Origin of the sequence: Falsihalocynthiibacter sp. SS001, assembly GCF_042445055.1 — a bacterium.
GTDB lineage: Bacteria > Pseudomonadota > Alphaproteobacteria > Rhodobacterales > Rhodobacteraceae > Falsihalocynthiibacter.
The window spans coordinates 951,629-967,382 of sequence record NZ_CP170339.1 but is presented as its reverse complement, the minus strand read 5'-3'; the positions used below and the strand labels follow the sequence as shown (position 1 = coordinate 967,382).

Annotated in this window: 15 protein-coding genes and 1 tRNA gene; 7 read left to right on the top strand and 9 right to left on the bottom strand. The window is 53.8% G+C overall.

The window, feature by feature from the left end:
- The first annotated feature begins 27 nt into the window (after positions 1-27).
- A complete protein-coding gene (locus tag ACFE33_RS04785; RefSeq protein WP_380057634.1) occupies positions 28-1,827 on the top strand; it encodes an ABC transporter ATP-binding protein in 1,800 nt (599 codons plus the stop codon).
- Between the two features lie 4 nt (positions 1,828-1,831).
- On the opposite strand, the gene ACFE33_RS04780 is transcribed toward ACFE33_RS04785, so the two are convergent.
- Positions 1,832-2,512, bottom strand: coding sequence for a TIGR04283 family arsenosugar biosynthesis glycosyltransferase (locus tag ACFE33_RS04780; protein ID WP_380057631.1), 681 nt, complete (start codon positions 2,510-2,512; stop codon positions 1,832-1,834).
- Positions 2,513-2,596: 84 nt separating this feature from the next.
- On the opposite strand from ACFE33_RS04780, the gene ACFE33_RS04775 reads away from it, so the two are divergent.
- Entirely contained in the window at positions 2,597-3,325 is a 729-nt protein-coding gene (locus tag ACFE33_RS04775; protein WP_380057629.1) for a YgfZ/GcvT domain-containing protein, read from the top strand.
- Here the strand turns inward: ACFE33_RS04775 and efp are convergent.
- Positions 3,322-3,885 carry an elongation factor P gene (efp, locus tag ACFE33_RS04770; RefSeq protein WP_380057626.1) on the bottom strand — a complete coding sequence of 188 codons (564 nt, stop codon included), beginning with the start codon at positions 3,883-3,885 and terminating at the stop codon, positions 3,322-3,324. The two genes, ACFE33_RS04775 and efp, sit on opposite strands and share 4 nt — an antisense overlap.
- A 216-nt stretch (positions 3,886-4,101) precedes the next feature.
- Here efp and ACFE33_RS04765 point away from each other — a divergent pair, with 216 nt between their 5' ends.
- Both ACFE33_RS04765 and ACFE33_RS04760 read left to right on the top strand, forming a co-directional pair.
- On the top strand, positions 4,102-4,416 hold the full coding sequence (locus tag ACFE33_RS04765) for a DUF6280 family protein (protein ID WP_380057623.1): 315 nt from the start codon (positions 4,102-4,104) through the stop codon (positions 4,414-4,416).
- Positions 4,417-4,544: 128 nt separating this feature from the next.
- Positions 4,545-5,990, top strand: a complete 1,446-nt coding sequence (locus ACFE33_RS04760; protein WP_380057620.1) for a cobyric acid synthase — start codon at positions 4,545-4,547, stop codon at positions 5,988-5,990.
- A gap of 1 nt (position 5,991) precedes the next feature.
- Here ACFE33_RS04760 and ACFE33_RS04755 read toward each other — a convergent pair whose 3' ends face one another.
- From ACFE33_RS04755 to ACFE33_RS04745, 3 genes are all read right to left on the bottom strand, one after another.
- Positions 5,992-6,855, bottom strand: coding sequence for a hypothetical protein (locus ACFE33_RS04755; RefSeq protein ID WP_380057617.1), 864 nt, complete (start codon positions 6,853-6,855; stop codon positions 5,992-5,994).
- Positions 6,856-6,926: 71 nt separating this feature from the next.
- Positions 6,927-8,327 carry a TolC family outer membrane protein gene (locus tag ACFE33_RS04750; RefSeq protein ID WP_380057614.1) on the bottom strand — a complete coding sequence of 467 codons (1,401 nt, stop codon included), beginning with the start codon at positions 8,325-8,327 and terminating at the stop codon, positions 6,927-6,929.
- A gap of 71 nt (positions 8,328-8,398) precedes the next feature.
- Positions 8,399-9,052: a protein-L-isoaspartate O-methyltransferase gene (locus ACFE33_RS04745; RefSeq protein ID WP_380057613.1), complete on the bottom strand. Its 654-nt coding sequence runs from the start codon at positions 9,050-9,052 to the stop codon at positions 8,399-8,401.
- A gap of 218 nt (positions 9,053-9,270) precedes the next feature.
- Between ACFE33_RS04745 and ACFE33_RS04740 the strand changes: the two genes are divergently transcribed.
- The 3 genes from ACFE33_RS04740 to ACFE33_RS04730 all read left to right on the top strand — a co-directional run bounded on the left by ACFE33_RS04740 (position 9,271) and on the right by ACFE33_RS04730 (position 12,101).
- Positions 9,271-9,344, top strand: a tRNA-Cys gene (locus ACFE33_RS04740).
- A 308-nt stretch (positions 9,345-9,652) separates the two neighbouring features.
- Entirely contained in the window at positions 9,653-10,510 is an 858-nt protein-coding gene (locus ACFE33_RS04735) for a hypothetical protein (protein WP_380057610.1), read from the top strand.
- 196 nt (positions 10,511-10,706) lie between these two features.
- Positions 10,707-12,101 (top strand): amidohydrolase family protein, encoded by a 1,395-nt coding sequence (locus ACFE33_RS04730; RefSeq protein ID WP_380057608.1) that lies wholly within the window; start codon positions 10,707-10,709, stop codon positions 12,099-12,101.
- A gap of 102 nt (positions 12,102-12,203) precedes the next feature.
- On the opposite strand, the gene ACFE33_RS04725 is transcribed toward ACFE33_RS04730, so the two are convergent.
- The 4 genes from ACFE33_RS04725 to ACFE33_RS04710 form a co-directional block, all read right to left on the bottom strand.
- On the bottom strand, positions 12,204-13,616 hold the full coding sequence (locus tag ACFE33_RS04725; RefSeq protein WP_380057606.1) for a cryptochrome/photolyase family protein: 1,413 nt from the start codon (positions 13,614-13,616) through the stop codon (positions 12,204-12,206).
- Between the two features lie 143 nt (positions 13,617-13,759).
- Entirely contained in the window at positions 13,760-14,275 is a 516-nt protein-coding gene (locus tag ACFE33_RS04720) for a fasciclin domain-containing protein (protein WP_380057603.1), read from the bottom strand.
- Between the two features lie 191 nt (positions 14,276-14,466).
- Positions 14,467-15,102, bottom strand: coding sequence for a ChrR family anti-sigma-E factor (locus ACFE33_RS04715; RefSeq protein WP_380057601.1), 636 nt, complete (start codon positions 15,100-15,102; stop codon positions 14,467-14,469).
- 1 nt (position 15,103) lies between these two features.
- Complete coding sequence (locus tag ACFE33_RS04710; RefSeq protein WP_380057599.1) at positions 15,104-15,661, bottom strand: sigma-70 family RNA polymerase sigma factor; 558 nt, start codon at positions 15,659-15,661, stop codon at positions 15,104-15,106.
- Between the last annotated feature and the right edge of the window lie 93 nt (positions 15,662-15,754).

The window sequence follows — 15,754 nt, the reverse complement described above, 5'->3', positions numbered from 1 at the left end:
CACTTTTCCCGCGAAGGAGAGGCTATTTTGCCCGTTTCCCCTCAAGTAAGTTCCAGCGATCCCCTAACAGACGAAATCTATACATCGCGCCATCTATTTGGGCGTTTGTGGAACGATTATCTAAAGAGATACTCGGGCCTCATGTGCATCGCGTTCTTCTTTATGGTTATTGAGGGCGGCTCGCTCGGACTTCTTTCTTATATGCTTCAGCCGATGTTCGATGATGTTTTCATCAGTGGCGAATCCGCTGCGATCTGGCGCGTTGGAGCGATCATCGTGGGCCTATTCCTCGCGCGTGCAGCAAGCAACCTTGCGCAGAAAACGATCCTGACAACGGTGGCGCAACGCACATCGACGAATATGCAGAAGGACCTGCTCGGGCATCTCATGACGCTCGACAGCCAGTTCTTTCAAAAGAACGCCCCCGGCGGTCTGATGGAACGTGTTCAAGGCGATACGCTGGCGGTTCAGGGGGTTTGGGGTGTTGTCATTTCAGGCGTCGGACGTGACATCATCTCGCTTGTCGCATTGCTCTTTGTAGCCGTAAAGGTTGACTGGCTCTGGACCGTTATCGCAGTTGGCGGCATCCCGCTCCTGCTTTTGCCGATGCTCGTTCTTCAACGCTATATCCGCAAGAAAACCATGGGCCTTCGGGCGCAGGCAAGTTTGCGATCAACGCAGTTGGACGAGGTTTTCCACGGCATCAACCCGATCAAACTCAACATCATGGAAACGTATCAACAGAGCCGTTTTGACGGTATCATCAAGCGCATCGTTTCCGCGGAAATCCGCACCGCAGCGGGTCGCGCAATGATCCCCTCGATGATTGATGTCATTTCGGGCTTTGGTTTTCTCGGCGTGCTCATTGTGGGCGGACAAGACATTATCTCGGGCGACAAAACGGTTGGCCAGTTCATGAGCTTTTTCTCGGCGATGGCGCTCTGTTTTCAACCGATGCGTCGGCTTGGATCAGTTGCGGGTACATGGCACGTTGCCGCCGCGAGCCTTGAGCGCCTCTATCGGCTGTTCGATGAAAAGCCGACCATTGTTAATAAGGGTGATGCCAGCACCGATACCTCTAGCTTTAATGGCGATATTGAGCTCGACGCTGTTTCGTTCAACTATGACGACACGCCCGTATTGCGCGGCACCAGCTTCCTAGCCAAAGCGGGCGAAACTACCGCGCTGGTTGGTGCCTCTGGCGCGGGGAAAAGCACCGTTTTCAATCTTCTGACACGTCTGATTGAACCTGATAGCGGCGACGTTCTGGTCGGCGGCAAGCGCGTAGATAGCTTTGATCTCGCGACTTTACGCACCGCGTTTTCTGTGGTTTCACAAGACTCGCTCTTGTTTGACGAGACACTCCGCGACAACATCCTAATGGGACAGAAAGGCATCTCTGAAGAAGATCTTCAGGCCGCTCTGGACGCTGCCCATGTCACCGATTTCCTCGAAAAGATGCCCCTTGGCATGGACTCACCCGCTGGGCCGCGCGGCACCAACCTATCTGGCGGGCAGCGTCAAAGGATTGCCATTGCACGCGCCCTATTGCGACGCTCTCCAATCCTGTTGCTTGATGAGGCAACATCGGCGCTTGATGCCCGCTCTGAGGTATTGGTTCAGGAGGCGCTTGAGGAGCTTGCCAAAGATCGTACAACAATTGTGATCGCGCACCGTCTTTCAACAGTTCGTAATGCGCACAAGATTGTCGTGATGGATCAGGGCCGCGTCGTCGAAGAAGGCACACACGACGAACTGCTTGCTAAGGATGGCGCTTATGCCGCCCTCTATGCGCTTCAGTTCGAGTCACCAGAGGAAAGCGAGTGATCCGCTATTTGCGGTAACTATCCGCTAGAGTTTGCGGATCGGCGCCCAATTTATATCGCCCGAGCAGCACCCAATTATGCAAAACGCGACGAATATACCCCGCCTGCTGATATCGGGCGGCGCTCGTCCTTGCTGTGAAACCACATGGCTTAAGACGACGCTTGAGGAGCTTGGCAATCGCCACGTCCTCCATCAATGGAATATCGCGATAGCCACCGATTTGCGCATATAATGAACGCGAAATAAGCAACCCTTGATCGCCATATGGCAATCCAAACAGCCGCGACCGAAAGTTCGCGCCACCGGCAATCACCGTGCCCCACAGCCCCGCATCACGAAACTCAAGCCGACCGTAACCTGCGTATTCCTCGTGCGAAATAAATCGCGCGACATCATCGCTCCAACCCTGCCTCAAATGCGTATCTGCATGAAGAAACAGAAGCCATTCTCCCGATGCTCGTTCCGCGCCACGCATTAACTGTCCGCCGCGGCCTTTTGGCCCTTCGATAATTTCGGCACCCGCCATCCGCGCGATCTCGAGCGTATCGTCATCCGAACCACCGTCAGATACGATCAGCTCGCGAATAAGCCCCGCATGCAATCCCTCCATCAACGAGGAAAGCGTATCGCCAAGCTCCTCCTGAGCGTTCAAAATGGGAATAACAATCGTGAGAGGTGCGCGCATTTTCGGTTCGTTTCTATGTATTTGGCGCTGTAACCCGCGCACTTTCCATCTATATTAAGTCCTGCTGCAAAAGAGGAGCGGAATATGACGCAACACACTCGCAAGATTTTCACGTTTTCTGGCGCTGACCGCGTCGATTTCCTTCAAGGGCTCGTGACCAATGATGTTACGCGGAGCGGGCTTGTTTATGCAGCACTCTTGACGCCACAGGGGAAATACATCGCCGATTTCTTCCTGTTGCGGCGTGAAAACGATATACTTCTGGATGTTAGCGCCACACTCGCAGATGCGCTCGCGCAGCGCCTCACGATGTACAAGCTACGCGCAGATGTGTCGATTGCGGCATCCGACCTAGCGGTATCTTGTGGCCTCGGCGATACTCCAGAGGGAGCGTTCGCAGATCCCCGTAATCCAGCTTTAGGCTGGCGGTGCTATGGCGAAGGATCAGAAGATATTCCGGATATGACGGCACTGCGCGTGGCGCATTGCGTTCCAGAAACGGGTATCGAACTCACTCTGGACACCTACATCCTTGAAGCAGGATTTGAGCGACTGAACGGCGTTGATTTCAAAAAGGGGTGCTATGTCGGCCAAGAGGTTACGGCGCGGATGAAGCACAAAACGGAACTTCGCAAAGGACTCGCGACAGTCAGCATGAATGGTAGCGCAGAGATTGGAACGCCAATTACAAGTGAGGGAAAAGCTGTTGGAACTCTTTACTCACAGGCCGAGGGGCGCGCGATTGCGTATTTGCGCTTTGACCGCGCAACCGGCCAAATGGAGGCCGATGGCGCGACTATCACCTACCCTTAGGCGCGTTCGGAGTATTCCATGGTGTCGGTGTTAACGACCACATGCTCGCCCTGTCCTACGAATGGCGGCACCATGATCTTGACGCCGTTATCCAAAATCGCTGGCTTGAATGAGTTCGCAGCAGTTTGGCCTTTTACAACTGGCTCTGTCTCCACGATCTCGCAAGTAACTTTTTGAGGGAGTTGAGCGTTCAGCGCTTCTTCCTCATAGAACTCGATTACAACGGTCATACCATCCTGAAGGAACGGGCGGCGATCCCCCAGAAGGTCCGCAGGAAGCTCGATTTGATCGAAGGTTTCCGTGTCCATGAACACCAGCATACCGTCATTTTCGTATAGAAACTGCTGATCTTTCTGCTCCAAACGCACGCGCTCAACCTTGTCCGCGCTGCGGAAACGTTCGTTGAGTTTGCTGCCATTCCGAAGGTTCTTCATTTCAACCTGCGCAAAAGCGCCGCCTTTTCCTGGCTTTACGTGATCTACCTTCACGGCAACCCACAATCCGTCATTGTGTTCAAGCACATTTCCAGGGCGGATTTCGTTTCCGTTAATTTTGGGCATATCAAAACTCGTCGCATAGGGTTGATGTAAACTTTGACGCACCTATATATTGACCAAGGTTGGCTGACAAGAAGACTATATCGACGTTTAACGATTAATAGTTATGTGCTGACTGCATATCTGGTATTCCAAATGGGTTATACCGAATCGCGACAAAATCGCCATATTCGGCAAACGCCCAAAAGTGCAAGTGAAGTTTATATAAAGGACGACGAGATGGCTGATTTCGTTGATGGCACCGCTTTCAACCACGAACAAGGCAATCGCTCGCGGAAGCTTTTCGCGGCTGTTGTTTTGGCGGCATTGGATGATGCGATTGCAGACGACAAGAAATACGGCAACGGTCCAGAGCAAATCGCGCGTTGGGCCCGTTCACGTGATGGTCGCGAGGTTCTTTCCTGCGCTGGTATTGACCCGAATGAACGCGTGGTTGCCGGGCTGATGGAATTCGTTTCAAGCGGTGTACGTACATCCGTTGCGCTCTCACGCGAAGAAAGCGAACGCCGGAACCAACAAGCAGAAGCTGCTTAAGCTGCTCTGCTAACCATTCATGCAAGGCGCGCCCTCTGGGGCGCGTTTTGCATTTCCGGAACACGTTTTGCCCTTGCGTCAACCTGCACTGCTCGTGTTACCTCGGCATTAAAATCTGTGGGGTGAAATTGGCCAAAGCAATTATGATCCAAGGCGCTGGCTCGAACGTCGGCAAATCCATGCTGGTCGCTGGGCTTGCACGCGCTTACGCAAATCGCGGATTACGTGTGATGCCGTTCAAGCCACAGAATATGTCCAACAATGCTGCGGTCACCGTCGATGGCGGAGAGATCGGCCGCGCCCAAGCGCTACAGGCGCTAGCGGCGCGCGCGGCGCCGACGGTTGATATGAACCCCGTGCTGCTCAAGCCTGAAACGGATACCGGCGCACAGGTTATTGTTCGCGGACAGCGGTTCGCCACAATGAAAGCGCGCGATTATGGTCGCGCCAAAGCGCAACTCTTGCCAGAAGTCGTCAGGAGCTTCACACGCCTAGCCCAAACATGCGACCTAGTGCTTGTCGAGGGAGCAGGCAGTCCCGCTGAGATCAATCTCCGCTCAGGAGACATAGCGAACATGGGCTTCGCAGAGGCCGCCAACGTGCCCGTACTTCTTGTTGGAGACATTGACCGTGGTGGCGTCATCGCCCAGATCGTTGGGACACAAGTAGTCCTCCCCCCTTCGGACGCCGAGCGTATTAAGGGATTTGCGATCAATAAATTTCGTGGCGACCCGACTTTGTTTGACGATGGGCTTACCGAAATCGTGTCGCGCACCCAATGGCCATCAATGGGCGTCGTTCCTTGGTTCGAGGGCGCATGGCGCCTCCCTGCCGAGGATGTGATGGACATCGCCACCCGCGCCGGTGGGCAATGCAAAATAGCGGTGCCGCGCCTCTCTCGTATTGCGAACTTCGATGATCTTGATCCGCTAGTGGCCGAGCCAGAAGTCACAGTCGACATCGTCGAAGCGGGCCGCCCGCTCCCGCTGGATGCGGACCTCATTCTCATTCCCGGAACGAAATCCACAATCGCAGACCTTGCCTATTTTCGCGCGCAGGGCTGGGATATTGACCTGAATGCGCACATTCGGCGCGGTGGCGCTGTCCTTGGGATTTGTGGCGGATATCAGATGCTCGGACAAGAAGTCATAGATGACGAGGGCATCGAAGGGACGCCCTCACAGGTACAGGGCCTTGGGCACTTGGCGGTGTCAACGCACATGAAGCCGCAAAAACGCCTCGCGCGGGTTCAGGCGACACACATAGAAACAGGAAATTCGGTTGAGGGGTATGAAATCCACATCGGCCAAACCACAGGTGAAGATTGTAACTCGCCGTGGCTATCTATTAATGGTCGGCCCGAAGGAGCTTCGCGCGGGCGGGTGATGGGATGCTATCTGCACGGTATTTTTTCGTCAGACGCGTTTTGCGCGGCATTTCTTGAACAGCTTGGTACCAAGGTACAGCCGCAATCATACGAAGCCGAAGTTGACCGAACGCTTGATGAACTGGCCGCCCACCTTGAAACCCATTTGGATCTGGATCACATTCTACGACTTACGGAGCAGGTATAGCCTAGTCGAAATCTTGGCTCGAAACGATACGATGAATTTCGCGACGCACAAGCTTGCGCACGTTGCGTGTGATCCGCTCACCCAAGGCACCCTGAAGCTCCTGACGGATCACTTCAGACACCAGATCACGCATCGCGACCTCATCAAGACCCAAATTGCTAAGTGCAAGTGCATCACCTTTAATGACTTCATCAAGGACGCGCGGCGGTGCAACCACCTGCTCGCGCTCTTTGGGCGCTGCATGACGACGAATAAACGCCGGATCGACTTCTTGCGGGCCTTCAGCATCGAGCTCAATAATTTCGGCTTTGTCTTCGGACTTCACTTCTTTCGGAGCACTTGAGTCCTGCCATTGCAACGGCGCGTTCTCTGGAAGTGAGCCAATCGTCTCGCTTCCGTCTGGTTCAAACTCGCCACCCTGATCCGAAATCGCGGCCTCAAGCTCTGCGATAGTGGACGCAAGCGAGGACTGACGAGCAATTGACGCCATGATCGCATCGACAGCACTGCTTTCGCGCTCATCTTTTGCACGCTGCCATGATCCAAGTACCAAGACATCAGACGAATCCGATTTTTCCGGCACCGATAGGTGAAGGCGATGGGATGGCTTAGCAGTGGCTGCCGATTCGCTATCACTCACAGGCTCTTGCGATTCGGGCGCCGCGTTCTTACGCCCACGATCAACTCTGAACTCTGGGGTGAGTATCAGGCAATCATTGCTTGGCTCGCTTTGCTCAACTTCGGTTTTTTCTTGTTTCTTTTGGACAGATGCCACCTCTTTGGGGGCAGTCTTGTCTTCTTTGAACAAGCGTCTAATGGACGAAACGACGTCCTCAATTTCTACATTTGTGACGGGGTCTGACATTGAATACCTGCTATCGCCTCGTTGTTTAGTTTACCCTTGTACTCGAGTTTCTACAACAGATAGCACAAATTCTACTGTTTTCCCAAGCCTTTGAGTACACGGTCCAATGCTTTGCCCTGCGCGCTGTAGGAAGCTGGTGCATTTTGGACAGCCTGATAGTACGCTTCTGGATCATAGGCCTGCACATTTAGATTGAGATGCGAGGCCGTCAGAAGCCCCATTTGAGCAAGCAAATAATAGTCCGCAATATACCGAACAGTTGTCGCGGCAATTACATTGGCGCGCGCATCGAGGAACTCTTGCTCGGCGTTCAGAACATCCAGCGTGGTTTTCGCACCAAGCGATGCTTCCTCGCGTGTGCTCTCAAACGCAGCCTGTGATGCAACCACCTGTGATCTAAGCGCTTCCAAGCTTGCTTGAGAAACCAATAGCTGTGCCCACGCGGTGCCGACATTCTGCTCAACGGCAAGGCGAACGAGGTGTAGATTGGCGCGCTCTGCCTGAACGCGAGCTAGTGCCTGCCGCGCATAGGACGGCAGCGCACCCCCCTGATAAATCGGACCAGATAGCTCTACTGACACAGTTGCACTGGTTGAATCGAAATCTTCGAACACACCGTTAAATCCGGCCCGTGCTGTTCCCGAAAGCGTAGGGTATTTCAACCGCTCTGCGCGTTCAACGTTCAGCTCGGCGACACGGATAATCCGCTGCGCAGCCTTGAGATCGGGATGATTAATAAGCGCTACGCGACGTGCTTCATCAACGGACGCCGCAGTTTGCGGCGCGTTTGGCGGCCGCTCCAAGCTCGTGGGGTAACGACCAATCGCCGACCTGAACACCTCACGCGAGACGGCCACAGCGCCTTTTGCTTCGGCCAGACTGGATTGAGCTGCCGCTTGACGGGCTTCGGCGTTGGAAACGTCGGTACGTGTGGATTCACCAACTTCGAAACGGTCCCGCGCTGCCTGCAATTCCTGTGTAATGACGCGCAAGTTATTCTCGCGCAGCGTCACGAACTCAATATCACGCGACAGGCTAAGATAGGCATTCACCGCATTGAACAAAACTTGTTGCTCGACACCAATCAGCCCTTCGCGCGTTGCCAAAACCGTTTCCTTGGCTGCATCCACCGCAAGCTGGTTTCGACCAAAATCATACAGCGTCATGCTCGCAACGAGGTTCAGCCCAGCGCCCAGACCCTCCTGATACCCGCCACGAATTGGGTCTTCGCTATCGGAATAACCGTAATCGACAGAAGCGAGGTAAGAGAGCGATGGCCGCAGAGCCGCAACAGACTGTGCAACATCCTCGTCCGCTGCACGTAGGAGTGCGCGGTTTTGTTCAAGCAAACCACTGTTATTATAAGCGTCAACAAGTGCATCGGCCAAAGTTTCTGCCCGCGCGATCGCGGTCGAAGCCATCATCGCTACCAAAGCAACGCCACATAGCTTCGTGAATTTCTGACCAATCATCCTGCTCTCCAATTACTGACCGAACCTAACGCCCGTTTATTAAGACCGACTTGTCACAGGCACGCTCGTCGTTACAGCGAAAACTCCACCACTTGCTCAAAGCCTGGCAACACCGGAGCGGCAGCATTAAACGCACGGCGCCAATCAACATTGTCCCCGCGTTTCACACCAATCCGTACTTCGCCGAGTGCTCCGTCCATGAACAAAGCCGCTATGCGTCCACCTTCTTTGAGTTGGTTCGCGATGGTTTGAGGAAGGATTTCGATCCCTCCCTCGATAACAATAACATCATATGGGCCGTGCTTTGCCGCGCCCTGCTCCAAAGGAGCAGCAACAACCGCTGCGTTATCAAACCCGTTTTCAGAGAGCTTGCGCTGTGCCTCTTCAGCAATCGCTTCGTCGGACTCCACAGCAACAACCGTGCCGCCAAGTCGCGCAAGAAGCGCCGCAGAATACCCCAACGCACAACCGACATCCAAAATCAGGTCATCCGTATGAATATCGAGCGCATCGAGCAATTTGCCCATAGTGCGCGGTTCCAAGAGCACGCGGCCCTCGCCCAGCTCCAAATTGCCGTCCAGATACGCCGCAGGACGCAACGCCGCAGGTACGTATTCCTCGCGTTCAATGTCGAGCATCGCAGCGATAATCGGAAATTTCGTAACGTCAGAGGGCCGAACTTGTGTGTCGACCATCATCGTGCGGCGGGTTTTGTAATCAGTCATGGACTAAACTCGTTCGTCTAGTTTCGTTTCACTATTCATGCCATAGTTCATAACGCTCGGCAATACACGCACAAGACACAATTACTGCATTACATCCAAATTTAGTTTAGGCGAACAGTCTTTAGACGATTATTCCACCACCGAGACCAAAAGAGCACTTGCTCCGCCCGAAAATCCGCCCTAAACAGCGCCCAAGAGGCTTTTGCCTCCACCACGGCGGCGAGTTGGCGGAGTGGTGACGCAGCGGATTGCAAATCCGTGTACACCGGTTCGATTCCGGTACTCGCCTCCACCTAAAACAATCCTCTACTATCCTTCAGCTTAACTCGCTATTGCGATGTTGCTACCCAATTCGGTTCTATTCGCGGCCAATCCTCTCAAGCCTCTCGGCGAAGGGCAGCGGTGAGTTCGTTCGGGGGCGACAACACCTTCGGCAAAACCCAGCATTTCCACTTCAAACGAACATAGAACGCTGCTAAGCTGAATGCTTAGCGGCTAAACAAAACGTTATTATTGACGAAGTTAAGCTTGTACCTCGCGCGAATATTCCAGTTTCTCAGCAAGCGAAACCGCGCAGATTAACATTAGGGGAGTGCCGAGATGGTTAAACTCATGTCGAGAATCAACAACCGCATAAGTAAAGTGAGCGCAATAAGTGGTTGGCGTAAAGTACGCGCTGCGATTGCACTGCCGCTTCTCATCGCAGGGGCACATGGCGCTAATGCACAAGAGGATTTTGCGGATATCAACAATGGCACCAACCCGACATTGCTGACCACGCAATTCGGAATGCAGTATCAATATAACGAAATTAACTCGTCTCTGAATACTGGCCTGTTCGAAGCCTTCTACACCCAACCGTTTGGCTCCACTGGCCGTCGCGCTTTCCGCGTAACAGTACCAGGATCAGACAGCCCCTTTAACGCGAATCCGATCTATGGCGGAACGCCCGGTGTTGAATTCACGCTAGGCGACATCAGTATGACCTACATTGACGTATTCCATTTGAGCGAGGAGAGTGGCGCGGCATTCACGTTTGAACTCTTCATGGACACAGCGCAAACAGACGCTGCAGGGTACGGGCAGCTCGCGGGTGAAACCTCTCTGTTCCATGCTTGGTTTTTGGACAATGGTTCTATTTTTGCCCCCGCTTGGGTACAGACCTTCGGGCTTGAAGGCGGCAATGCACAGGGCGTCAACGTAAACACAACCACAGTTGATTTTTACTACGTCCCAAAGCTGAAAGATCCGCGTTATTACATGACCTTCGACCCTGCGATCATTCATGATTGGGAAACCGATGACACCTTTGGCAGCCTACAGGTGACGCTTGGCATGATGACGGGCAAAGCCTTTGGCGGCGACGGTCAGTTTTTCATTAAGCCTGGGCTTCTATTTGGTGGCGATCGGCCTGCGGAATGGTCGCTTCAAGCGGGATACAAGGTGCTGAACTTTTAGTTATCGCGACTTTGTGAACAAGAGCCGGTGTAAAACAAGCTCGCAGACGAAAATTCATGGTATTTAGAGGTTGGGGACCGTTTCAACCACCCCCAACCTTCTCTGACTATCGCATCAACATCATTGGTTCTGGCGAGCATGGAAATCGCCGCCGAATTTAAAATTCATTAGAACAGCTACCTGAGAGGAAACCATCATGACCCATAAAACGCTAAGCTATCTGCTCTGCACGACGCTGGCTGTATCGCCGATTTCGGCCTATGCGCACGAAGCGAACCATTCGGTTCTCCCCGAGGGCGTCGTTGGCCATATTGAAACCACCAATGTCAAAATGCGGTTCGAGAATGTCGTTATTCGTGGCGCGCAGGTTTTCCACGGCTGTAATGAAGAGCTGATTAGTGCGGACGTGTTGGTCAACGGCCAACTCATCAAGCAGATTGCCCCAAATATCGAAGCCCCCGAGGGCGCGTTTGAAATCAACGCAGAAGGGCACACATTGATCCCGGGCCTGATTGACGCACACTGGCACGGCGTCTTCGCCGAGGCCACAATCGGGCAATTAATGTTAACTGGTGAGGGTTATTGGAACCTACTGGCCGCCAAGGCACAAAACAACGCGTTGTCCCGCGGCTTCACTACCGTGCGCGATACTGCCGGACCGATGTTCGATATCGCCAAGGCAACAGACCAAGGCCTTATCGATGGCCCACGTGTTTTCCCCTCAGGGCCAGCACTGTCGATTACGGCTGGTCATCAGGACTTCCGCATGACAACGGATGTGCCGCGCGCAGCCGGTGATTTGCACTCGTTTGAGCGCGGCAATATGTTCTACATCACAGATGGCGTTCCGGAAGTCCTTAGACGCACCCGTGAAAACCTGATGCAGGGCGCGACACAGATCAAACTGATGGCGGGCGGCGGCGTTACTTCTGCTTACGATCCGATTCACACTGTCCAGTACACAGACGAAGAATTCCAAGCCGCCGTAGAGGCGACCGAGGCTTGGGGTACATATGTGACAACCCATGCGATCAACGACGAAGCAGTTGTTCACTCTATTGAGAACGGCGCCAAGAGTGTTGAACATGCCCATATGGCAACGCGAGAAACCTTGCAAATGTTCAAGGACAACGACGTATGGCTCAGCATGCAGCCTTTCCTTGATGACGAGGATGCGCCGACGCTTAATGAATTCCAAAAGGCCAAGTACAAATATGTCACTGATGGAACCGATTTTGTATATCGCACAGCCAAGGAACTTGGCCTCAAGATCGCCTTCGGGACCGATACGCTTTTCAGTGCAGATCTAGCCAAGCGCCAGGGGGCAGTTCTTGCCAAGATGGAGCGCTGGTTCACACCCTATGAAACGCTGAAAATGGCAACTTGCGATAACGCGGAGCTGTTGAAGCTTTCTGGCCCGCTCACCCCCTATCCGCTCGGCCCACTGGGCGTGGTTGAGGAAGGCGCCTATGCCGATCTCATTTTGGTCAATGGCAACCCTCTGGAGGATCTGCAGCTTATCGGCGACGCGCAGAAGAACTTCGGCATGATCATGAAAGATGGCACAATCTACAAGTACGATATGGAGTGATCACGAGCGTTTAGCTAAGCGATCTCTGCCCTGCTCTTGCGTTCTCGGCATCTTTTGCCGGTGCGCGGGAGCAGAATTAAAAGCCCACCGCCCTAAAAGCAATTACCTCTGCTCGTAAGCCGCCAACGCGTTTCGCCTTCCCTCTCCAAGATCAAGCATCGGTGCGGGATACGCGCTATCTGGTGATAACTCCCAAGATCGCGGACATGCATCGAAGAACGCGCGGGCTTCTTCGGGGGGGTGTGGCGATAGTTCAGCGATGTATTTCTGGACATAAGTTTCTTCGGCGTCGAATTTACCCGCCTGTGTTTCCGGATTGAATATTCGGAAGTATGGCGCTGCGTCTGGCCCTGAGCCCGCCACCCATTGCCAGCCCATCGCATTCGCGGCGGGGTCCCAATCAATGAGGCACTGTTCAAACCATTTCTGTCCGATCCGCCAATGTTTGAGCATGTGTTTGGTCAGAAACGAACCCACGATCATTCGGCCCCGATTATGCATATGACCCGTGACATACATCTCGCGCATTGCGGCATCGACGAGTGGTATTCCCGTTCGCCCCTGTTTCCAGCGCAAAACGGCCTCATCCTCCTCATTCGACCAAGGGAAGTTATCCCACTCTGATCGCCAGTTCGCGCTGGTGATACGGGGCGTATGAGATACCAAGTGATACGCAAACTCGCGCCACACCAGCTCCTTGAGGAAATGCTCAGCACCCTTGCGACCTTCAAGATGGGCACGCATGCCAGCGTGCCAAACCGAGCGGGGACCGATTTCTCCCCATGCAAGATTTTCCGATAACTTCGAGGTTCCGTCCTCTGCTGGATAATCGCGGCGCGCTTTGTAGTCATCAATCCTATGTTCCACAAAGTCGTCCAACCGCGCGAGCGCGGCGGCCTCGCCAACACAGGCATATCGCTCCAATATCCGCGCGCCACGGTTCATAGGCTTATCGAGTTCCCAATCAGATAGGTTTTCGCTTTCTGGCCAGTGGCTCGGCGGCCTAAGGGCCGTCGGAGCGGGATCAGGCGTTGGGACATCCCGATCTTTTACCGCGCGCCACATCGGACTGTAGACTTTGAAATAACCTCCCTGCTTTGTTGAAACCGTCCATGGCTCAAACAGGGCATGTCCCGAGAAACTGTTGGGGGCAAAACCACGCTCAGTAAGCTCTGACTTCACCGCCTTATCACGTGCGATGGCCTCTGGATCATAGGCGCGCGTCCACCAAATATCCTTTGCACCTGTATCCTTAGCTAGCTGATGAAGAACCTTGAGCGCATTCCCGCGGCGCAGGATCAAACGAGCCCCGACTTCCCGCAATCGCGCATCAAATGCCGAGATAGCCTTCCCTAGCCGCCATTTGGGTGCGGCTCCGTAGCTTTCGGCCACCTGATCGAGGATGAAAACGGGAATGATAGGGCGTTCAGTCCTGACGGCCTCTGTAATTGCGGGATGATCCGCGAGGCGAAAGTCCCGACGGAACCATATGATGATTGGCGTATTTTCGGCCATGATGCTCCCCTGATTTTCAACTTATACGGCTGAAGGCGCGGGTTGGCTCAAAATTAGTTACGCCATTGAACTTGTTTCCAGCATCCCCGAAATGCACATGGGCCGCTCGGATGAACGGCCCACTCGTTTAAAAGTGTTCAAATTTAGTGGCAGTTCGGGCGGTTTCCAGGAAGGAGCACTTTGTCGATGACATGGATAACACCGTTGTCGGCTTTGATATCGGCGATAACCACATTCGCCATCTCGCCTGTTCCGTCGGCAATGGTCACCCCGCTGCTATCCGCAGTGATACACAGGCGCTCGGAGGCCAGAAGCGGCTTAAAATAGTTCGAGCCTTGCGGGATTTCGCTCGCGGTCAGATTGCGATCATCAACGTGATACAAAAGAACATTGGTCAGCTGCTGTTTGTTCTCTGGCTTGAGCAGCGTTTCCACTGTGCCCTCTGGAAGCGCGGCAAAGGCGTCATTTACGGGCGCATAAACGGTGAATGGTCCTGGGCCGGAAAGTGTCTCGGCCAGACCTGCTGCTTGTACAGCGGCAACAAGGGTCGAGAACCGCTCTTCGCCGACCGCAATCTCTACGATATTTGCTGCGGAGGCTGATGTTGCAAACACGCTAAGTGCGGCGGCGGCGAAGGTAGCTTTCAATTTATTTTGCATTGGATACTCCCAAATGTTGTTGGACGAAATGCCCATGGCTGTGATGGTTCGTATCCCTGTTACGGGCGGGAACCGTGATCGGTTCACACACCTCACGAATTCGTTAAAACACTGTGATAAAGAGATTTTTTAATTAAATTAAGGCCGCCCGATAACGAGCGACCTTGCCGAAAATCTATCACTTTATAAAATTAGATCCCGATAAATGGTTGTACCAACCGAGGCAGAAAAGACGTAAAGCGCACAGGCGCGTCGGTTGCAGCCAAACATATGCACGGCGGTCCTTCGTCAGCGATGGGCGTGTGTTCAACGTGATCGTCGGCGACCTCAACATCCCCGACTCTGAATTGTCCGGCCTCGTCTGAAAAGCTCCCCTGAAGCACTAGGGTCAACTCCAACCCGTTGTGACTATGATCGGGCACAGCTTGGCCACCCGGAATATAAAGCAGCCGAACAGAGCCCTGTTTGCTCGCGGAAAGGACGCATTGGCGCACCCCCATACCGACGGGTTTCCAGCGCGGCTGTTGCCCTTCAAGTTCCTGCATAACCGGCGCGGGGTACACGCCCGTGCGACCATGAACAGGCTTCTCGATTATCGGTGCGTCCAACTTCGCCAGAATACTGTCCTTGAGGCCAGCCGAAAGGGCCACTTCTTGAGTAGATTCTAGAATTGCGCCGCCGACCGCTTGATGGGCTTCGAGCGCAGCACGGCACTCAAGGCACATCGAAACATGCGTCGCAACAACCACCGCATAAGGATGCGGCAAGCTGCCAGAGACATATGACGCCAGCAGATGGTCAGGTATATGATAGGAGATCGCGTTCATATTAGCGCATTCCCTTTAATTCGTGTCTAAGTCTCTCCAGCCCAAGGCGGATCCGAGACTTGATGGTTCCAAGTGGAAGGCCAGTTTGATCGCTAAGGTCTTGATGACTTAGCTCTCCAAAATATGCCTTCTCGATGATATCTCTTTGGTCGGCCTTCAATGCCGACAGCGCTCGCTTCAAGTGTTCCGTTTCCTGATCCACAGCCAGAACCTGACTTGCATCAGGCTCGACATCTGGATCTTCTCTTAGCTCTTCCGGCATGGGGCGGTTTTCGCGGCGCAGAAGGTCGATCTGTCTGTTCCGCGCTATCTGGTAAACCCAACTCGAGACCTGCGCGCGGTGCGGATCGAATTGTTCGGCCTTGCTCCAGACCGCCAGCATGACCTCTTGAACGACCTCTTCTGCCTGACCAGAGGGCACACCATAGCGCATCACAAAACTCTTGAGGCGCGGCGCGAAAAAATCGAACAAGGAAGCGAAGGCTTCGCGATCTCTTTGGTCGCGCACGGCCAGCATCAATGTGGTCTGCGGCGAGATGTCGACCGGTGGCGTTGTCACTTCAAACGAGTCCTTTCTCACCCTCTCGGGAGGGCGGAGGCAGCTTGGTTCCATTTCTCGTACAGTGTTCAACATACTCAATTTACGCAACCC